18 protein-coding genes, 1 tRNA gene and 1 riboswitch are annotated in these 21,302 nt (G+C 36.4%); of the genes, 16 read left to right on the top strand and 3 right to left on the bottom strand.

Annotated features, from left to right (window positions below):
- Positions 1–143: 143 nt before the first annotated feature.
- From ACQV2X_RS03340 to selA, 12 genes are all read left to right on the top strand, one after another.
- Positions 144–240: transfer RNA gene (locus ACQV2X_RS03340), tRNA-Sec, on the top strand.
- A 150-nt stretch (positions 241–390) separates the two neighbouring features.
- A riboswitch (adenosylcobalamin-variant (AdoCbl-variant) riboswitch) is annotated at positions 391–486 on the top strand.
- Positions 487–634: 148 nt separating this feature from the next.
- Complete coding sequence (locus tag ACQV2X_RS03335; protein ID WP_428872800.1) at positions 635–868, top strand: glutaredoxin family protein; 234 nt, start codon at positions 635–637, stop codon at positions 866–868.
- A complete protein-coding gene (gene nrdI, locus ACQV2X_RS03330; RefSeq protein ID WP_428872801.1) occupies positions 862–1,230 on the top strand; it encodes a class Ib ribonucleoside-diphosphate reductase assembly flavoprotein NrdI in 369 nt (122 codons plus the stop codon). Before ACQV2X_RS03335 ends, nrdI begins: the two co-directional genes overlap by 7 nt.
- Positions 1,223–3,418, top strand: a complete 2,196-nt coding sequence (gene nrdE, locus ACQV2X_RS03325) for a class 1b ribonucleoside-diphosphate reductase subunit alpha (RefSeq protein ID WP_428872802.1) — start codon at positions 1,223–1,225, stop codon at positions 3,416–3,418. The genes nrdI and nrdE overlap by 8 nt, the downstream gene beginning before the upstream one ends.
- Positions 3,419–3,427: 9 nt before the next feature.
- Entirely contained in the window at positions 3,428–4,423 is a 996-nt protein-coding gene (nrdF, locus tag ACQV2X_RS03320) for a class 1b ribonucleoside-diphosphate reductase subunit beta (protein ID WP_428872803.1), read from the top strand.
- An 18-nt stretch (positions 4,424–4,441) separates the two neighbouring features.
- Entirely contained in the window at positions 4,442–6,607 is a 2,166-nt protein-coding gene (gene nrdD / locus ACQV2X_RS03315; protein ID WP_428874627.1) for an anaerobic ribonucleoside-triphosphate reductase, read from the top strand.
- Entirely contained in the window at positions 6,607–7,179 is a 573-nt protein-coding gene (gene nrdG / locus ACQV2X_RS03310) for an anaerobic ribonucleoside-triphosphate reductase activating protein (RefSeq protein WP_428873008.1), read from the top strand. Before nrdD ends, nrdG begins: the two co-directional genes overlap by 1 nt.
- Before the next feature lie 1,209 nt (positions 7,180–8,388).
- The gene (locus ACQV2X_RS03305; protein WP_428872807.1) at positions 8,389–8,895 is read left to right on the top strand and encodes a hypothetical protein; all 507 of its coding nucleotides are present in this window, start codon (positions 8,389–8,391) and stop codon (positions 8,893–8,895) included.
- 198 nt (positions 8,896–9,093) lie between these two features.
- The gene (gene selD, locus ACQV2X_RS03300; protein WP_428873009.1) at positions 9,094–10,071 is read left to right on the top strand and encodes a selenide, water dikinase SelD; all 978 of its coding nucleotides are present in this window, start codon (positions 9,094–9,096) and stop codon (positions 10,069–10,071) included.
- 22 nt (positions 10,072–10,093) lie between these two features.
- Complete coding sequence (gene yedF / locus ACQV2X_RS03295; RefSeq protein WP_428872808.1) at positions 10,094–10,432, top strand: sulfurtransferase-like selenium metabolism protein YedF; 339 nt, start codon at positions 10,094–10,096, stop codon at positions 10,430–10,432.
- 26 nt (positions 10,433–10,458) lie between these two features.
- A complete protein-coding gene (selB, locus tag ACQV2X_RS03290) occupies positions 10,459–12,372 on the top strand; it encodes a selenocysteine-specific translation elongation factor (RefSeq protein WP_428891651.1) in 1,914 nt (637 codons plus the stop codon).
- The gene (gene selA / locus ACQV2X_RS03285; RefSeq protein ID WP_428872810.1) at positions 12,372–13,757 is read left to right on the top strand and encodes an L-seryl-tRNA(Sec) selenium transferase; all 1,386 of its coding nucleotides are present in this window, start codon (positions 12,372–12,374) and stop codon (positions 13,755–13,757) included. Before selB ends, selA begins: the two co-directional genes overlap by 1 nt.
- 204 nt (positions 13,758–13,961) lie before the next feature.
- Here selA and ACQV2X_RS03280 read toward each other — a convergent pair whose 3' ends face one another.
- The gene (locus tag ACQV2X_RS03280; protein WP_428894224.1) at positions 13,962–15,206 is read right to left on the bottom strand and encodes a glycosyltransferase family 4 protein; all 1,245 of its coding nucleotides are present in this window, start codon (positions 15,204–15,206) and stop codon (positions 13,962–13,964) included.
- Between the two features lie 263 nt (positions 15,207–15,469).
- Between ACQV2X_RS03280 and grdA the strand changes: the two genes are divergently transcribed.
- From grdA to grdD, 3 genes are all read left to right on the top strand, one after another.
- Entirely contained in the window at positions 15,470–15,943 is a 474-nt protein-coding gene (gene grdA, locus ACQV2X_RS03275) for a glycine/sarcosine/betaine reductase complex selenoprotein A (RefSeq protein ID WP_258435592.1), read from the top strand.
- A gap of 148 nt (positions 15,944–16,091) precedes the next feature.
- A complete protein-coding gene (gene grdC, locus ACQV2X_RS03270) occupies positions 16,092–17,639 on the top strand; it encodes a glycine/sarcosine/betaine reductase complex component C subunit beta (RefSeq protein WP_428875758.1) in 1,548 nt (515 codons plus the stop codon).
- Positions 17,640–17,654: 15 nt separating this feature from the next.
- Positions 17,655–18,809, top strand: a complete 1,155-nt coding sequence (gene grdD / locus ACQV2X_RS03265) for a glycine/sarcosine/betaine reductase complex component C subunit alpha (protein ID WP_428874629.1) — start codon at positions 17,655–17,657, stop codon at positions 18,807–18,809.
- A 684-nt stretch (positions 18,810–19,493) separates the two neighbouring features.
- Here grdD and ACQV2X_RS03260 read toward each other — a convergent pair.
- Both ACQV2X_RS03260 and ACQV2X_RS03255 read right to left on the bottom strand, forming a co-directional pair.
- Positions 19,494–20,024, bottom strand: a complete 531-nt coding sequence (locus ACQV2X_RS03260; protein WP_428881684.1) for a hypothetical protein — start codon at positions 20,022–20,024, stop codon at positions 19,494–19,496.
- A gap of 106 nt (positions 20,025–20,130) precedes the next feature.
- The gene (locus ACQV2X_RS03255; RefSeq protein ID WP_428872815.1) at positions 20,131–20,358 is read right to left on the bottom strand and encodes a DUF3343 domain-containing protein; all 228 of its coding nucleotides are present in this window, start codon (positions 20,356–20,358) and stop codon (positions 20,131–20,133) included.
- Positions 20,359–20,562: 204 nt separating this feature from the next.
- Between ACQV2X_RS03255 and ACQV2X_RS03250 the strand changes: the two genes are divergently transcribed.
- Positions 20,563–21,078 (top strand): SGNH/GDSL hydrolase family protein, encoded by a 516-nt coding sequence (locus tag ACQV2X_RS03250; RefSeq protein ID WP_428891650.1) that lies wholly within the window; start codon positions 20,563–20,565, stop codon positions 21,076–21,078.
- Positions 21,079–21,302: the final 224 nt, after the last annotated feature.

The following is a 21,302-nucleotide window of genomic DNA, read 5'->3' as shown; positions in this document are numbered from 1 at the left end:
CATAAGCATGCCCATTTAGAAGCACCTTGTGTAACATATGTTTGACAACTCTAGAGAATGTTTCTTAATAGACTCATAAAAGCACTTGCGTTTTCCTTTAAATATTGTTAATATTATAAGAGTCTTCTTTAAAGATTTTAATTGGGAGCGGATGGGTTCTGGTGTGCCCTCTGGTCTTCAAAACCAGTATGAGGCGTTAAGAGCGTCTTGGGTGAGTTCGATTCTCACACGTTCCCGCCAGGAAACTAAACTAGCCTAGTTAATCACAGTTTAATTGTGATTAACTAGGCTATTATTTTTGCTTTTAATTGATTTGTATTATTTCGATAATTGCTCTTGTCTAACCCAACATCTTGTGTTAATCTAACTTTAAGACACAATATATAGACAAAATGTAAATAATTCTGGGGAAGCAGGTTAGAATCCTACACAGTCCCTATGCTACTGTATTTGAGCTCGCTCATAAGTCAGATCGCCAGGTTATTTATTACACTTATCACTTCTCAGGGTTTAGTGATCTTTGGAAATATTCTTTAGTAGTGAGTATAGGTACACCTATGCTTTGCTTTCTTTTGATTTTACCATCGGCTTTCCTGGGAAGGGAAAGCCGTTTTTTGTCGAGGAGGAGCATTTTATGGAAAAAATCACATTATATAGTAAAACGGGTTGCGGACAGTGCGTTTTCTTAAAAAGATATTTAGATAGCAAAGGTCTTAACTATTTAGAAAAAAATGTCGAAGACGAAAGTTACTTAGAAGAAGTAAGAGAACTCAATTGTCAGAGTTTGCCAGTTGTTCTCATCGGGCAATCAGCTCCTGTTGTTGGTTTCCAACCGGATGTAATTGAGAGGCTACTCAGTCAATGTTAGCGATTGTCTTTATTAGCTTAACAGGTCAAACCCGTCGTTTTGTTGAAAAACTATCAGCTGATTACCAATTAGAATTGGACGATCTTACATGTGACATGATAGTCAATCAGCCCTATTTATTGATTGTTCCCACTTATCAAGAAGTGGTAAGAGACTTAGTGGATGATTTTTTTGAAAATGAAGTTAATCGACAAAATTGTCGCGGAGTAGTAGGTGGTGGTAATTTGAATTTCGCCCAATTATTTTGTTTTACTGCTAAAGACATTAGTCGTGACTATCAAATTCCTTTAATTCATAAGTTTGAATTCCAAGGAAACGAGTCAGATGTTTCATATATTAAGGAGGTAATGCTGAATGACTGAGAGACAATCATTAAAGAAAAAAAGCTATTTCCAATGGAATAATCAATTGAATATACCGGAAGATGGAGCTATTCCTCTTTATAAAGATCAAAAGGCATTGGAAGCTTATTACCAAGAAGAAATTGAAGCCAATAGTCCAAAGTTTGCGTCTTTAGAGGATCGCTTAAATTATTTATTGGAGAATGATTACTTAGAAGAAGACCTCATCAATAAATATTTAGAAGCTGATGTAAATGATAAAGATCCTTATGCTTTTATCAAGAAACTATATGACTTCTTACAAGCTAAGAATTTTAACTTTAAATCTTTTATGGCTGCTTACAAATTTTTCAATCAATATGCTTTAAAATCAAATGATGGTCGTCAATATCTGGAAGGGTTCATAGATCGAGTGGCTATGAATGCCTTGTATTTAGCAGATGGAGACCGACAATTGGCTATGGCTATTGCTGAAGAATTAATTTCGCAACGCTATCAACCCGCTACACCTACTTTCTTAAATGCAGGTAAAAAGCGTCGAGGTGAAATGGTGTCATGCTTCTTGTTAGATGTTGATGATTCCATGCTGTCGATTGGTCGAGCCATTAACTCAGCTTTGCAACTTTCAAGAAAAGGAGGCGGAGTTGGCGTTAATTTGTCTAATATTCGAGCAGCGGGCGACCCTATTAAAGCGATTGAAAATGCTTCTTCAGGTGTCGTTCCTGTCATGAAATTGTTAGAAGACTCGTTTTCTTATTCCAATCAGTTAGGGCAGAGGAATGGGGCAGGTGTAGTTTACCTAAATGTTTTCCATCCAGATATCTTAGCTTTCTTATCGTGTAAAAAAGAAAATGCCGATGAAAAAATCCGTGTCAAAACTCTCTCTCTAGGAATTGTAGTGCCTGATAAATTTTATGAGTTGGTAAAAAACAATCAACCAATGTATCTTTTTAGCCCTTATGACATCGAAAAAGAGTACGGTCTCCCTTTTTCATACTTTGATATAAGTGAGAATTATCAAGCTTTAGTAGATAATCCAAGAATCCGTAAAAAGAAAATTCAAGCGCGTGAGTTAGAAACAGAAATTTCTAAATTACAGCAAGAATCCGGCTATCCCTACATCATTAATATCGATACAGTTAATCGAGCGAATCCAGTCCATGGAAAAATCATTATGTCCAACCTCTGTTCAGAGATTTTTCAAGTTCAAGAACCTTCACTCTTAAACGATGATTTATCTTATCAAAGATTAGGTAGCGATATTTCCTGTAACTTAGCTTCCACTAACATGGAAAAAATGTTGACCAGTCCTGATTTTGGTAAGTCAGTAGAAGTGGCTGTGCGAGCTTTAACCACCGTTTCTGATAAAACTAAAATTGCCGAAGTGCCAACGGTTCAAAATGGTAATGATCTTTATCATACTATTGGCTTAGGAGCGATGGGCTTTCACACTCTCTTAGCAAAAAATAAAATCACTTATGGGTCTAAAGCATCTATCGAAATTATTGAAGCGTATTTTATGGCTCTCAACTACTATAGCTTGCTTGCATCTAATAAATTAGCAAAAGAAAAAGGGCAGACATTCCACAAGTTTGAGCAATCAAAATATGCAGACGGGTCTTATTTTGCTCCTTATATTGAGGAAGCTTTTAAATTTGAAGAAATGGCAGCGGCTGAACTTTTCAAAGCTGTAAAATTACCCACTCCTAAAGATTGGCAAGATCTAGCAGCTAAGGTTAAAGTAGATGGTCTTTATCATCGTAATCGTTTAGCCGTTGCACCGAATGGGTCAATCTCTTACCTTAATGAAACTTCTGCTTCCTTACACCCGATTACTCATCGAATGGAATTAAGGCAAGAACAGAAAAATGGGGCCATTTATTATCCAGCTCCAGGACTTTCAAATGAAACGCTGCCCTATTATCAAACAGCTTACGAGATGGATCAAAGAAAAATTATAGATGTTTATGCCGCCGCTCAAAAGCATATTGATCAGGGAATGTCTTTGACTTTATTTATGCTATCAGAGATTCCAGCAGGTCTTTATGAGTGGAAAAAAGCAGGGCTTAATCAAATGACTACACGTGATTTGAATATTTTACGTCACTATGCCTTCTCTAAAGGGATTAAGTCACTTTACTATGTCCGAACACATAGTCTGGATGGTGAGATTGTTGGAGCTAATCAATGTGAGTCATGTATGATTTAGGAGGAAATTATGACCAATTATTTACATTATCAAGCTATTGATTGGAATCGTATTGAAGACATAGTAGATAAAATGACTTGGGAAAAATTAACTTCTCAGTTCTGGCTAGATACGCGTATTCCAGTTTCAAACGATTTGAAAGATTGGCGTTCACTGACTGAGGTTGAAAAAGATGTGGTCAATAAAGCTTTTGTGGGATTGACTCTTTTAGATACTTTGCAATCAGAAGAAGGCGCAAATGTCATGCGAAATGATATTCGCTCCCCTCACGAAGAGGCAGTGCTGAATAATATTTTATTTATGGAATCAGTCCATGCCAAATCTTATTCGACTATTTTTATTTCTTTAAACGATTCAGCTACCATTGATGAAATCTTCGAGTGGGGGAATAATCATCCCTCCTTGCAGTACAAGGCTAAAGTAATTGAAGATGTTTATCTTTTACCTTCTGGAAAAGAGAGTAAAGAACAAATAATTAACGGCCTCAAGAAAAAAATAGCCAGTGTTTTTCTAGAATCCTTTCTCTTTTATAGTGGTTTTTATACCCCTTTGTACTATTTAGGAAATAATAAACTAGCCAATGTGGCTGAAATTATCAAGCTAATTATTCGTGATGAGTCGGTTCATGGAACCTATCTAGGCTACAAATTTCAATTAGGTTATCAAGAATTAAGTGATCAAGAACAAGCTCAACTTAAAGAATGGGCCTATAATTTAGTGTTTGATCTCTATATGAATGAAACCCAATATACTCAGGAGGTATATACAGAGATTGGTTGGGTAGAAGAAGTAGATTGCTTTGTTAAATATAATGCCAATAAGGCATTACAAAATCTAGGCTTTGAAGCAGTATTTGATGGAGCGAGTGCGCAAGATATTAATCCAATAGTCTATAACGGTCTGTCGACAGAAACAACTAATCATGATTTTTTCTCTCAAGTAGGTTCCGGTTATTTAATGGGCCGAGTAGAAGCAATGGAGGACGAAGATTACCAGTATTTATAAAGGAGTGACGATAAGACAATGGTTCAAACTGCAACATTAAAACAAGAACAATCGAGTAAAGTTAGAATTAAAATAAATAAAAGAGACGGCAGTATTGAAAAGTTTATTAGGGGGAAACTAAAAGCCTCACTAAAAAAAGCGTTAGATACCAAAGACCATGTTTTAATTGAAGGTATATGTAATGAAATAGAAAGACAAGTTGTTCACTTGATGAACAGTTCTGACATCAAGCAATCGGTTATTGAGCAATTAAACAAGCGAGGATTGGAAACAGCCGCAAATAAATATGTCGCTTTTGCTGAAACTAAATTAGCAGACTATCAATCGCAGATGCGGTTACAGGACCGTATGGATCAACTGATTAAACGCGATCCGACTTTAGTCAATGAAAATGCCAATAAGGATAGTCGTGTTTTTAACACCTTGAGAGACCTTACCTGTGGGGTTACGGCCAAAGCCATTGGCTTGAATATGCTGCCCGAGCAAGTAGCTAATGGACATTTGAAGGGGAACATACATTTTCATGATCTAGATTATTCGCCCTATAGTCCAATGACTAATTGCTGCTTGATTGATATTGAGACTATGCTGAAGCACGGTTTTCATATAGGGAATGCAGAAGTGGAAAGTCCGCGATCTATCAATACAGCTACAGCACAAATTGCTCAAATTATTGCCAATGTTTCTTCTTGTCAATACGGGGGATGCTCGATTGATCGAATTGATGAGGTGCTGGCTCCTTATGCGGATTTAAATTTTAAGAAGAATCTTAGCTTAGCTAAAGAATTGACGGATGATCCTCAACAGGCTGAGAATTTTGCTAAGAATAAAACGCAAAAAGATATATATGATGCCATGCAGAGTTTGGAGTATGAAATCAATACACTTTATTCATCAAATGGTCAAACACCATTTACTACACTTGGATTTGGTTTAGGAACATCTTGGTATGCACGCGAAATTCAAAAAGCTATATTGAAAATTCGTTTGAATGGTTTAGGTAAAGAACACCGTACAGCTATTTTTCCTAAATTAGTTTTCAGCTTACGCAAGGGAACTAATCTTTTAATGAAAGATCCCAATTATGACATTAAACAATTAGCCCTCAAGTGCGCTTGTAATCGGATGTATCCAGATGTTCTAATGTATGATAAGATCAAGGAACTAACTGGAAGCTTTAAAGTGCCAATGGGATGCCGATCATTTCTTCAAGGTTGGCAAGATGAAAAAGGAAAAGAAGTAAATAGTGGACGAATGAATTTAGGGGTAGTCACCTTAAATCTTCCCCGTATCGCTATGGAGTCGGATCATTCCTTCGATAATTTTTGGGAATTGTTGCATGATCGCCTGGAAGTTGTCGGTCGAGCTCTTGTGTATCGAGCAGAGCGAGTCAAACAAGCTAAGACGGAGAATGCTCCAATTCTATACCGTGAAGGAGCTTTTGGTCATTATCTGAAAGCTGATGAGAATGTTGACCAATTATTTAAAAATAAGCGCGCCACCATATCTTTAGGTTATATTGGTCTGTATGAGATTACGGCTTATTTCTTTGGTTCTAATTGGGAGCAGAATGACGCGGCTAAAACTTTTTCATTGAAAGTAATCCAAGAACTTAAAAAGAAGGCCGATCAATTAGCTCAGCAATACGATTATCATTTCTCTGTTTATTCGACTCCGAGTGAGTCCTTGACGGATCGCTTCTGCCGTTTAGATCGAGCTAAATTTGGTGCTATTAAGGATTTGACAGACAAGGATTATTACACTAATTCTTTTCATTATGATGTGCGTAAAAGTCCAAATCCTTTTGAAAAAATTGATTTCGAAAAGGACTATGCTCCATATACTTCAGGAGGTTTTATTCATTATTGTGAATATCCCAATTTACGTCAAAATCCTAAGGCCTTAGAAGCAGTTTGGGATTATGCCTATGACAAAATTGGGTATTTAGGGACCAACACCCCTATCGATCATTGCTATGAATGTGGCTTCCAAGGAGAATTTAATCCTACAGAAAAAGGTTTTGCTTGTCCGCAATGTGACAATCGTAATCCTGAAACTTGTGATGTAGTGAAGAGAACCTGTGGTTACCTCGGTAATCCGAATATAAGACCGATGGTCAAAGGACGTCATAAGGAGATTCAATCCCGTCAAAAACATTTAACCGAAAGAATGTGTGACCAGTGATTGAAAATTTCAAAAATCCTAAACCAAAAGAATGGCTAGCCCAAGATTATTGTTTAGGAAAGATAGCAGACTATAAACCTTTTAATTTTGTGGATGGGGAAGGAGTACGTAATAGTCTTTATGTCAGCGGCTGCCTCTTTAATTGTAAGGGTTGTTTTAATCGTCGGGTCCAAAACTTCAATTATGGTGTGCCTTATACTAAAGAACTTGAAAATCAGATTATTGAAGATTTAGCCCATGATTATGTTCAAGGTTTAACCTTATTGGGTGGCGAACCCTTTCTTTCTACACCAATTCTAATTCCCTTAGTCAAAAAAGTGCGATCTATTTATGGAGACCGTAAAGACATTTGGTCTTGGTCGGGTTATTATTGGGAAGAGCTATTAAAAGATTCCTCTGATAAACTAGAACTCTTGTCATTAGTGGATGTGCTTGTCGACGGTCGCTTTGATAATGACAAAAAAGACCTCAGTTTGCAATTTAGAGGAAGTAGTAATCAAAGGATTATTGATGTTCAACAATCTTTACGGCAAGGGCAAGTGTCCTTATGGCACCAAGGTTCTTATCATTAAAAATTGTTATTATAATTTATTAAACAATTAAGAGGCTGGACCAAAAGCCTTAAAAACAGTGGCGAATCATCAAATATGAGATTCGCCACTGTTTTTGTGGTTTAAAGAATAAAAATAGTGACCAGCAAGCATTAAAGGGGTGGGAAGTTCGTAAATAATGAACTGATTGGGTGAGTTTTATAGCCATTAAGAAGAGACCCAGGTTATTTATTGTCTTTTTTCTCCTCCAAGCTGTTCGCATACTAGAATTACACCCTTCTTGCGATCGAATACTCTCTCAACAACAATCTTAGGTTGAGCATAAGCGCAAGGAATACTTATCAGCACCGGCGCATACAGCTTTGTGCCGTCAAGAAATAAAACTTTAACTTGGAAGAGATGATTGTCTTTTAAAGCGAAAGAACAAACTGATTAAAGACGCTTCACGATCCTTAGGAAGACCAAAGTCTAAATTAAGTAGAAGATTGTACTCAGTCAGCTTCTCATTTTCATACATAACAGAAGCTTTTTAAGAGTTAAAGATCGTCAGAACAAGTAATTGATCTCAATGATAAAGGGTGGCTTACCAGTAGGTATTTTTGGAATGGGTGAACCATTAATTTATGCAATAAGATGACCTTTAGGATGACCATTTATTCTAACGTGTATCTGTGGTGAAGGTGCAGTAATTGGCGCACTGGCTAATACTGGTGAGACAGCCATCGGGTCAAGTAGTGGGACTTTAATACCATTAAGTGCAGATGTTCATTCTTTACCAGCCGTTTTAGCCGCAATAAAAAGCATCAAAAACTTTACTACAAGCTAAATCGACGACTGTTTCACCTAATTGAGGTTTAGCTTTCTCATGAGGATTGGCGAAACCTAACCTTATATTTGATTCCTCCGGTGCAAAAGCTATATTTTCAACAGATTATCCAATAGTCCGTCTTAATTTATTATTATCTAGCTGTGTTTTTATTTTTCTATAACAATCTCATGATAAAAGTCAGCGGCTGACTTTTTGATACGATTAGCAAGCATTTTTAGTAGGTGCTTATTTGATATCGGACTAGCTCCTTTTAAATAAAGTCTTTTTTATTATAAATCTAAATAAATAAAAAATCACATCTTTTGTTTATAAGTGAAAAGATGAGGCCAACCCCTTTGCAAAATGTAAAATTTGTGATATTGTGAACCTATACACATAACTAACTATATGGAGGTTTAATTATGAACGCAATTTTAGGTAAATTTGTTGAAGATGGATTATTTAACGAGAAAGTAGCAAACGCAATTGAAGAGGCTTTTGCAGAAAAATCTTCAGTAATTATTGCTGGACACCGCTCAACTGGATCTCGCCCTTTGATGGCTAACATCATGCAATTAGCTAAGAAAACGCATGATTCTGTTCAAGTTCGTAAAGCTGAAGACTTAGAAAAAGAAGGCGACTACTATTTAATCTTTGGAGCGCCAGCTGATCAAGTTGAAGATTTAGTTGCAGCAGCATTGAAAAAAGGTAAAGCAATCGTTACATTAAAAGAACCTGAAACACCAATCTCTATCATGAAGGTTATGAAATCAGTTCTCAAAGAAACTGAAGGCTTTGATCATAAAGCTTTACAAGTTTCACTTCGTAAAGATGGTGTAGGAGCAGACGCAACACCTTTCACTGACCGTGTAGACTTATACTATGTTAATGAAAAAGGTCGTGTTAAATCTGAAAAAGTTGAGTTCTAATCAAAATTTTAACTTAGCAGCACAAGTCAGACTTGTGCTGCTTTTATTATGAAAACTAATAAATCCAAGTTTTTGATTACTGAAAACAATAATTAAAAAGGCTATAATAGGACTATCATAAAAGGAAGTGGGGAGATATAAATGATAGATAAAGAAAAAATGAATGAATTAGAAATATGTGGTGGATGAAACGCTAAAATTGGACCAGGCAGTTTGTCTGAAATTTTAGAAGGATTACCCAAGCAATTTGATGGTAATTTACTAGTAGGTTATGATTCTAGTGATGATGCAGCAGTTTACCAAGTTTCACCGGATGTTGCAGTTATTCAAACAACTGATTTCTTCCCTTCAATGGTCAAAGATCCATATGTTTTTGGTCAAATATCAGCAACCAATGCTTTATCGGATGTTTATTCAATGGGAGGAAAAGTGATTACGGCACTCAACATAGTAGCTTATCCTGATGACAGTCAACCGCTCGAAAATTTAGCTGAAATTCTACGTGGGGGAGCTGAAAAAGTCTTAGAAGCTGGAGGAGTTCTAGCGGGAGGACATACGATTCGTCAATCCACACCGCTATATGGTTTAGCAGTAGCAGGAGTTGTGCATCCTGATAAAATAATTACCAACAATGGTGCAAAAGCTGGCGATGCTATCATTGCGACTAAAAAATTGGGAGTAGGCATTGTAACCACTGCACATAACAAAGGATTAATTGATGAAAAGGCTTTTGATGAAGCAATTGAATTAATGACAACTTTGAATAAGTATGCAGCTGAAGTCATGTTGGATTATCAAGCTACCGCATGTACAGATATAACTGGCTTTGGCATTTTAGGTCATTTGATGGAGATGTGTGATGAGCAGTTGACGGCAGAAATATTTGCCGATAAAATACCAATTATTGAAGGTGCCTACCAAGCAGCTAAAGAACATTTAACCACTGGTGGTGCCAAACGTAACCGCGCTCATTATGCTAAGAATATTGATTTTCAAATTGAGGATTCAACCATGGAGGAAGTGCTATTTGATCCACAGACCTCAGGAGGCTTATTAATAACAGTTCCTGAAGATCAGCTAGAAGCAATTTTAGTGGCTTATAAAGAAAAATCCATTCAAGCCGCTCATATTGGTTATATGGTTGAAAAAAAAGACAAGGCAATTGTGGTAAAATAAGTGAAGTTTAGGAGGAAATAATTTGACTGATTACATTGTAGTTATTGCAAGTGACAAACTAGGAGAAGGTAATAATGATCTAGGTCGTACACTAATTAAATCGTTTATTAGTGTATTAGCTCAAGAAGAAGAACTACCAAAAGAAATTTTATTATACAATGGTGGAGTAACCTTAGCAGCAGAAGGTGCTGACACCGTCGAAGATTTACAAACGCTCCTTGACAAAGGGGTTGCAGTTAAAGCTTGTGGGACTTGTGTTTCGTTCTACGAATTAAAAGACAAGCTTGCGGTCGGTGAAGAAACCAATATGCGCTATATTCTTGAACAATTAAGATCTTATGACCGAGTTGTAAGACCCTAGTTAGTTGATAAGAAAGGAATTACTTAATGAAAAATGTCGTTTTAGGAACGGCAGGCCATATTGATCATGGAAAGACCACGCTCATCAAAGCCTTAACAGGTATCGAAACAGATACTTCTAAGGAAGAGAAGCAGCGTGGCCTTTCTATCAATTTAGGCTTTGCTTATATTGATTTAAATAATGGGGAACGAGTTGGTATAGTAGATGTTCCCGGACACGAAAAGTTCATCAAAAACATGTTAGCAGGTGCGGCCGGTATTGATCTAGTAATGCTAGTGATTGATGTGAACGAAGGCATAATGCCGCAAACTAAAGAACATGTTTCTGTCCTTAACTTGTTAGGTATTAAAGATTTCATCATTGTCTTAACAAAGGTAGCGGATGCAGATGAAGAGCTTAAACTACTAGTTTACGAAGATATTCGTGAACAATTTGAAGGAACGCCATTGGAAGACGCACCTATCGTTGAAACGGACGCTATTTCAGGCATTGGTATTGAAAAAGTAAAGGCCTTACTGGCTGAAAAGGTTGAGAAGATTCAACGGGATAATGAATCCTTACCGGCACGCTTAAATGTTGATCGCGCTTTTTCTGTTAAAGGATTTGGGACTGTCGTAACAGGCACTCTAATTGATGGTTCTATTCGAGTAGGTGACGATTTAACGATTTATCCATCTGGCATACCAACTCGGATCCGTACAATTCAAATTCACGAACAAGATCAAGAAGAGGCGCATGCTGGCAATCGGACCGCTATCAACTTAACCAAGGTCGACCTTGATCAAATTGGTCGTGGCGATGTCCTAAGTGCAGCGCCTTTAGAGTCTTCATATATGTTGGACACCAAGGTGCAATGTCTTAAAGATGCCAGCCAACCGATGGAACTTTGGGATAGAGTACATGTGCATATTGGAACGCGTGAAGTTATTGGTAGACTTGTACCCTTAGGCGTTGAAAAAGTTCAACCGGGACAGACAGCTTTTATGCAAATACGTTTAGAAGAACAAATTGCTGTAAAGAAAGGCGATCGTTTTATTTTAAGAAATTATTCACCTGTAATTACAATCGGAGGGGGCGAGGTTCTCGATCCTACCCCTAAGAAACATAAACGTTACAATCAAGATGTCATTGAGTCATTAGAAGTACTAGAATCAGGCACTATGTCAGATGTGTTATTGGATTTCTTATCCCATCGTTCTGCCGGCTTTACATCCATTAAAGAAATGGCTGACTATCTGAATGAAGAAATGCGTACAATTGAAGAATATGTGAAAGAGATGGTCGAAGCCGGCGACTTAATGAAATTTGGCCAGTTCTATATGGCCCGAGTTTCATTTGATGCCATTCAAAAAGAAATGGAAGAAACATTATCAGAATTTCACCAGGTGAATAATATGATTGCTGGTATGTCCTTAGAAGAATTCCGTTCACGCTTTAATAAAATTGCACCTAAGGAGCTGAATGCAATCATTCAAACCATAGTTGGTCAGGGCCACTTTGTAATTGAGGGCGATTTAATTCGCTTAGTTGACCACTCGATTGCTATTACGCCAGCTCAAGCGAAAGCAAGAAAAGCTATTGAAGCAAAATTAGCTGAAACCCCTTTCGCACCGCCACTTTTTGAAGAAGTGGTTGGTAAAGATAAAAACATGCGAGAAGTTTATAGGTTGATGCGTAAACAAAATGAATTTTACCGTTTGGATAAGCAAACTGAGATTCACGTTTCTTACTATAATGAAGCGCTCAAAAGGTTGAGAGATTTCCTTAAAGAACATGATACAATTGCCTTGGCAGATTTTAGAAACCTTTTAGGAACTAGTCGTAAATACACTCTCTTACTGTTAGAGGATTTCGATAAGCGTGGGATAACCATAAGAAATGAGGATGTACGTGTAATGAACCCTAAATATCTGCAAAAGATTGAGGAGGCTTTCATTTAATGAAACATTTATTATCATCACTACCAAAAGTTGATAGAGTTCTACAAGATGAACGTATTAGAAAATGGACCGAAAAATTAGATCCAGCTTATGTTAAAGAAAGTATTCAAAAACAAATTGACTTTATCAGGCAAGGTGTCTTAAGTGGGGAGATTACTGAGGCTAGTTCATTAGAGTTTGAAAGTGTGATAAAACATATTGAAGAAGCTTTAGCTAAAAGACTGAATCCCTCTCTTAAACCAGTAATTAATGCCACCGGAACAGTTTTACATACCAATTTAGGACGGGCGCCTTTATCTCAAACAGTTATTGATGCTCTTGTTGATTTAGGGCCCAATTACTCCAACTTAGAGTATGATTTAGAAGAGGGCAGACGTGGCTCTAGATACACTCACTTAAAAGATGTATTGAAACAAATAACAGGTGCAGAGGATGCGTTAGTAGTTAATAATAATGCTGCAGCAGTACTTTTAATGCTTTCAGCCCTAACAGAAGCTAAAGAAGTGGTTATATCTCGTGGTGAGTTGGTTGAAATTGGCGGCTCATTTAGGATACCTGATGTGATAACCCGTGGAGGAGCCCTGCTCCATGAAGTAGGATCTACTAACAAAACACACCTTAGTGATTATAAAGCTGCTATCAATGAAGAGACCGGAGCTTTGTTAAGAGTCCATACATCCAATTATCATTTAGTTGGCTTTACTGAAAAAGTGGATGATCAAGAACTAGTAGACTTGGCTCATGAACACAGTCTTCTTGCATTAAACGATTTAGGTTCAGGCCTATTTATGGATATGCAAACATTTGGTCTGCCTTATGAACCAACGGTTCAAGAAGCCATTCAAGCGGGATACGATGTAGTAACTTTCTCTGGCGATAAGTTACTAGGTGGGCCGCAAGCAGGGGTTATAGTTGGTAAAAAAGAATTGTTAGATAAGATGCGTGCCCACCCATTAACTCGTGCTTTACGAACTGACAAGCTAACGCTTGCAGCCTTGGAAGTGACCATGCGACAATATTTAAATCCAGAACTGGCCTTTAGCAAAATACCAGTCTTACAAATGATTAGCCAAGATCGTGAACAATTACTTAAAAAGGCTCAAAAATTCCAACAAGCCATTGGGGAATTAGCCGGTTCTTGGCAAGTAGATTTGATAGAAGGACAATCGCAAGTAGGGGGAGGATCATACCCTGGATCAACACTATCAACCATCTTGGTTCAAGTCGACCACCGAAAGTTGTCGGCAAGTCAAATTGAATCTTACCTAAGGAGTCAAGATAAGCCAGTTATAGCACGTGTTCAGCAAAATCATGTACAATTTGATGTTCGCACACTTTCTTTAGCAGACATGGAGCAAATCATTAGTTATTTAAAACAATTGTAAATAAAAGAATAAGGTTTAAGATTGAAGACCAAGAGGCGACAACATAAATTACGCCAACACCCAGTAAAAATCCGTCCCCGCTGTGGTAACAGTGTTAGGGACGGATTTTTGTCATGTATAATAAAAAGAAAACGGGTGATTTCCATGACGTCAGTCAATGCAGACAGTAAACATTTGAAGGGTTTTTGCCTGCAGTCTTAAAGTTTATGCTTTATCTTTTTCTTTAAATAAGAAGTTTATGCAATGATATTGTTTATCTATTAAACGTTCCCATGAGTATTGCATTATTAAATCATATATATGAGGATCGATGGCTTGTTGCGACTGTAATCGATTTATTTGTAAAATAATAGATTGACTTAAGTTTGTAATAAATTCTGGGATATCTTCTTGATGTGCTTTATCTTGGTCAACAATGCGTGGAAGCGGAACATATTCAATCCATTGAGATTGGTTAATCTCATCAGCTAAGAAATTCTTTAAAGGGGCTAATTCAGAAACTACTGTACGCAAACCACAAGCCATGGCTTCTAAACAAATAGTTGCTAAACCTTCATAATATGATGGCAGAATAAAAATATCAGATTTTTTCATCCAACTGGCTAATTCTAATTGAGGAAGTGCTGAAAGAAAGTGAATATCTTCTATTCCATAAGAAGAGACAATTGTTTTTAATTCTTTAATTTCACTAGGATCGCCGTTACCAATTAGTAACAGTTGGCTTTGAGGAAAAGATTTTTTGACTTTTTCAAAAGCTAGAACTAATTCAAAGACACCCTTAGAACGAGTGATTTTACCAGCATAGATTAAATTTATTGAAGACTGCTTAGACTTTCGTGAACCTTCTAGATTAAAAATGGCAGAATTAAAACCATTGCCGGTAACTATAATTTTTTCAGCATCAATTTGAAACTCCTCGATTAAATTGTCACGATCATCTTGAGTTAAAGAAAAAATCAAAGCCAGCCGGTTCATATTACCCAAATAGCGTGTTTTTAAATGAGGGTGGCGTCTAGCTTGCCGAATATCCGTCCCATGACTGATACCAATCACCGGAATTTCAGGAAAAGTATCTAGCACCAAAGAAGTTAAGTACCAAAGATGATGGGTTAAGATAATATCCGGTTGAAATTCTTCTTTTGCTTGCATTAATCTTTTAATAAAAGCTTGTTGCCATTGTTCAGTCTGCTGATCTGTTAATTGAGAATAAATAGAATTTTGATAAGGCATCACATCTGACATACCGACAATTGAGAAGGGGAGTTCATTGGATTGGAAATGAACAGGGTAACAATTATCTGTTTGCAATAATTCTTTAAAAGGGGGTTGAGTGGCGTAGATAATGCCATTATCTATGCCTTTATCTTTTAAGCCCGTGATTAAATTTTGAAAATAAATGCCAGAACCTGTTTGAGCAGGTAGCTGGGCTAAAACATGTAAGACCTTCATGGAAAAACCTCCTAAATCTGTCATTATTATAGCTTAAAATTGATACACATGCTTATTAAAAAATTATTTATTATAAATTTAAATAAATGCTTAAAGCTTGCTGTTAAAGTGTTTTTGGAGGGTGGATTTAGTGAATAATGAATAAAACGTAATCGTTTATAAATTGGTTTGACAAATATGAAAGCTAGGGTTATACTACAGTCATAGTAGTGATATATTGTTGTTGCGAACATTTTATTTCGAATATCTTAGGAGGTAACATTATGTCAATGGATAATAAAAAATTATTGATCATTGGAGACCGTGACGGTATTCCAGGACAAGCAATCGAAGCTAGTTTAGAAGGTAAACCAGTTGAGATTTTAATGTCATCAACAGAGTGCTTCGTTTGAACGGCTGCAGGAGCCATGGATTTGGAAAACCAACGTCGTATTAAAGAAGCTGCTGAAAAACACGGTGCAGAAAATCTTGTTGTAATCTTAGGTGGGGCTGAAGCAGAATCTGCTGGTCTAGCAGCTGAAACAGTTACCAACGGAGACCCAACTTATGCGGGTGCTTTAACAAACACACCTCTAGGTTTAGCTGTATACCATGCAACTGAACCTGAGTTCAAAGAATACGCTGATCCAGACATTTACGATGAACAAATCGGTATGATGGAAATGGTATTAGATGTTGATTCAATCGCTGAAGAAATGAAATCAATTCGCGATCAATTTTCTAAATATTCAGTATAATTTTTAAAAATTATATCTAAAAGGAGGGCCAGTAAAAGCAGTTTGCTTATGCTGGCTTTTTTATTCAGAGAGTTCTAAAGACTTGCTTTTTTAACAGATATGTGAAATAATATACAATATAAACTAACCATAAAAAAGGAGAATGCAAATGACTCTTCCAGTATTGAAAGGTGCAGCTTATACTCTAGCACATACACCTAATATGTTAATTCATAATGGTACGACTCAAACCACTGAGCGCATCACTACTCCAGATTCTGAATATCTTAAGAATCTAGATAAACATTTACGTAGTTACGAAGAGGTTCTAACAGACCCTAATAACCAAACGTATATTAATAATATGCATTATTCTGAATTGAAAAAAATTGAAGAACCACGTTTCAAAACTAAAGCTGAAGGTGGACGTTACTCAAAACGTGGCGAAATTATGCCAGAGATTGAATTTTACGGACTACTTTCAATCGTAGACGTATTTGACTTAGTATATCTTGAAGAAGGATTTGCTGCTAAGGTAAAAGAAGTTATGGCAGAAAATGAAATCTTTAAAGATGATGTGGACAAGATTAAAAACACCGAATCGGCTGAATGGTTACAAAAACATATCGATGAGTATGAAGCTGAGGGACTATATTATGAAGGTGAATTAGTCGGCGTGGTTTCACGTGCCCACGATATTGACCCTAACTTAAATGCTCATATCATGCTAGAAAACTTAGTTAACAAAGCTTCAGGTGTTTTATCTTTACGCCACTTATTACGAGATACTGAAGATATCAATGCTGAAGACATTGAATATGTGATTGAGGCATCAGAAGAAGCAATCGGCGACATGAACCAGCGTGGTGGGGGTAACATGGCTAAAGCTATTGCAGAGCTTTGCGGTCTAAAAAATGCTTCAGGATCTGACTTACGTGCTTTCTGTGGGGCACCAACACATGCCTTGATCAGTGCAGCTTCATTAGTAAGAGCTGGAACATATAAAGCAGTAGCGGTTGTTGCCGGAGGTTCTACTGCTAAATTAGGTATGAATGGTAAATCTCATTATGAAAAAGATATGCCATTATTAGAGGATTCAGTAGCTGGTGTGGCCTACTTAATTTCTCAAAACGATGGAAAGAGCCCAGTGATCCGTACAGATGTTACTGGACGTCATACTGTTTCATCTGGTTCTTCACCTCAAGCGGTTATGACTGCTTTGGTAGGAGATCCTTTAGATAAAGCAGGCTTAACTATTCCAGATGTTGATATTTTCTCAGTTGAAATGCAAAACCCAGATATTACTAAATCTGCTGGTGCTGGAGATGTGCCAACTGCTAACCTTAAGATGATTGGTGCGGTAGGAGTATTACGTAAAGAATTAGAACGTGCTGATTTAGCTAACTTTGTTGCAGAAAAAGGAATTCCTGGTTGGGCACCAACTCAAGGTCATATTCCTTCAGGAGCTCCTTACCTAGGATTCGCTTATGACGATATGACAAGTGATTCAGGTATTAATCGGGCAATGATCGTTGGTAAGGGTTCATTATTCTTAGGACGTATGACTAACTTATTTGACGGGGTATCAATAATTATTGAACGTAACTCAGGAGAAGTTGAAACAGCTGTTGACGGCGACTTGAAAGAAGTTGTTAAAGCAGAAGTTGCTAAGGCATTACGCCAATTTGCTGAAAACTTTTCATCAGAAGAAGAATAGAGGTGAGCAATACGCATGTCTAACCAAGTGAATCAAGCAATTAAAGATGTTATAAACGAATTAGCTCATACGTTAGAGAGCGGTCAAGTTGGACCATCTATTAAGATTGGTCTAACCATCAATGGCTCTGAACTAGGGTTTGATGTTATGCGTGAAGCAGCTGCTCTGGCAAAATCAGAAGGTCTATTTGAAGTCGTTCTGATTGGTGAAAAATTAGACTGGACTGAAGAATACGAACATTATGAAGCTAATGATGAATCAGCGGTTGAAGAAACGCTTGAAAAATTATTAAATGATGGAACTATTCATGGGGCAGTAACACTTCACCATACATTCCCGATTGGTGTATCAACTGTAGGCCGTGTAATTTCACCTGCTTTAGGGCGTGAAATGTTCATTGCTACAACTACTGGTACTACAGCTACTGTCCGTACAGAAGCAATGGTCTTAAACGCTATTAATGGTATCGCAGTGGCTAAAGCCAAAGGAATTCAAAACCCAACAGTTGGAATTGTGAACGTTGACGGAGCTAATACTGTTGAACGTGCTTTAAGACAATTACAAGAAAAAGGCTATGATATTACATTTGGCGAGTCTGCTCGTTCAGATGGTGGCGTAGTTTTACGTGGTAATGACTTGTTATTGGGTTCTGCAGACGTAATGGTTTGTGATTCTTTAACAGGTAATATCTTAATGAAACTATTCGGATCATACACTTCAGGTGGTACTTACGAAACAACTGGATTCGGATATGGTCCAGGTGTTGGAGATGGATACGACCATATTATTAATATCGTATCACGTGCTTCAGGAGCACCTGTTATTGCCAATGCATTAAAATATGCTTTCCAAATGGCTAAAGGTAAATTAACGACTGTAGCTAAGCAAGAATATGAATCTGCTAAAAAAGCAGGTCTTAAGGATGTTCGTGAAGGACTTCAACCTAAGGCTACTGTAGCTGAGGAAGAAATTAAAGCACCAGCTAAAGAAGTAGTTACAGCTCAAATTAACGGAATTGATGTATTAGACCTTGAAGATGCTGTTAAAGCATTATGGAAAGAAGGTATTTACGCTGAATCAGGGATGGGATGTTCAGGTCCTATCGTAATGATTAGTGGCGCAAATGCTAAGAAAGCCAATGAAATTGTTAAAGAAAAAGGTTATATGTAAACACTTTACATAAGTAATTAAAACGGGACTGAGCAAAAAGTCCTAAAAACAGTGGCGAATCATTAAACATGAGATTCGCCACTGTTTTTGTCGTTTAATGAATAAGAATAGTGAATACCAAGCCCAAAATGTCGGGAAGTTTGTAAATAATGGGGTGATTGTGTGAGATTCATAGTCATTGTAAGGAGACTCCGGTCATTTTTTATCCCTTTTCTCCCTTGAGCTTTATTCTTCGCACAATAAAATTGCGACCAAATACTATCTCAGCATCAAACTAGGATTGAGCGTAAATGTTAGGAATGCTAATCAGCATCGGCTTCTAGCTTCGTGCCATCAGTAAATAAACTTTATCTTGGAAGAGATGGTGGTCATTTAAGACGAAAGTACCGACTGATTAATGGCGCTTCCTGATCCATAGGAATATCAAAGTTTAAATGAAGTAGAATAATATATTTAGCTACGGTTTAATTTTTATCCATAAAAGCCCCTTTTTATCGGCATCCTAGCTGTTAATTACTATTATGTATAGTATGCAAGAATTATTATTTTAATCAAAACAGCAAAAATCAGCGAGCCTAAGCACTCTGGCTCGCTGATTTTTATGTTGTATTGAGGACTTTTAGCCCAGTCTCCCAGACTGAAGCCAGGGTCTCGATTAAGTTATCCTCAAATGAGGTTTAAGCTTTATTCGAGTAATTCTTTAAGTTTTTCTTCTAAATAGTCCTTAAGCTTTTTACCTTCTATGAGTACCGTTTCGAAATCTGTGAAATCAATACCAAGTTTGAAGAAATTAATTGTCAGTGTATCACCATCAATTTGATCCACGATGTCGTATGCAGGAACAAAATTAATTTTTATTTCTTCATACTTTGTGTCTCCTGAAAAAGTTTCTTTCATTTCATCGACATTTAAAGTTTTAACAGTAGGGAGGGTGAGTTCGACATTTCCAGGATCATCAGCAAAGAATTTGTTGGATTGATAGAATTCTAATTCTTTTTTAGTTGCTTCATTGACTGGTTCATAGTTAATAACGGCCGATAAAACTTTTCTTACTGAGTTTGAATCGAATCCCTCAGTATAGATAACTTCCATTTCTGGACGATTGGCTATATCTAAAAAGTAAGAATCGGTTAATTTTTCACGACGAGCAGCTGTTTGCCAAAAGAAGTCCATTAATTCGATGGTTTCAAAATTAATTTTAATCGTTTTTAACATGTTCATTCTCCTTAATTAACAATTTACACCCATAATTATAACAGATATAAGAACTGAATAAATAGCTGATACTAGAAAATAGATATACTTTGTAAAAAATCTGAAGCTATAAGATTTCTACTTGTTTCAAATTTATATTATTTTTTTCAGCAACCGTTAGTAACACTTCCTTTAAATGAGGTTCAGATCTCCAAGACATTCCACAACCTGCTGAAAGTTCTCGAGGAATCATAACCAGACGACCTTTAATATTAGCGGCTTTAAATTGTGCTTCAGCAGCTATGGCATCAGTTGTAGAATCAAATGTTAAATACAAATATTTATTTTTAGTCATATTAAACCTTCTTTCTAAAACAATAAGATAGCTTAATGTTTCTAACTGATATTAATTATAATGGATAATTATTTATAATTCTAACAATTTAAGTTAAATAATACTAATAAATCCATAAACATGTGATCTTGTTCACAAAATTATAATGATGTTATAATAAGATTATATGAATCGGTAACTTAGGAAATTCAAAATGGAGGAAATATGAAAAAGCTTATATTTTTAGGGCATTCTATTCTCTCATTTTATAAGAAAGAAAGTATGGGAGACTGGAAGATTATTAACGTATCTCAACAAGGTATTATTGCTAAAGAGGGCCTGCAGATGGCTAAAAAAATTGCTAATGAATTAGTTGAAAGTGATGCAGTTCTTATTATGTTTGGAATTAATGAACTTTATTATCAAATGAAAAAAGAGTCTATTATTACCTATTTGACACAATTATTAGTTTTTATTAGTGAATTGAACCCTAAAATAAGAATAGTCCTTTCTGAAATTATTCAAACCGATGAAACCGAAAGGCTAAAACCAGAAAAAATCACTTGGGTAAATCAAGAACTTAGAAAACTATCAAAAAGATTTCAAATAAAATTATTAACATGGGAACGAGTTTATGACTCAAACGGTAAGATTTCGGATAGATATACTATTGATGGTATCCATTTAACGAAAGAAGGCTATGCAATTTTTGAAGATAACTTACTCCAATTGTTAAATTAGAGTCTAAATCACTCACATTTTACAAGTTATCTATTCCAATATATTGTTCACTAATCTAATAAATTTTTTTAAACTTGTTAGAGTTTTAGGTGATTTTTATATTGATTTTATAAACAGAACACATTTGGAAAATATACTTTATTGGGGAATTTTGTTGTAAATTTTTTTTGTTTTTGTTATAATGTTCACAAGAACTAAGGAGAGTGCGGCCAAGTTTTGGCTTT

This window comes from Facklamia sp. P12945, assembly GCF_050409485.1.
Taxonomy (GTDB): domain Bacteria; phylum Bacillota; class Bacilli; order Lactobacillales; family Aerococcaceae; genus Facklamia.
The sequence above is the reverse complement of the archived record's forward strand: the minus strand, read 5'-3'. Positions and strand labels throughout refer to the sequence as shown.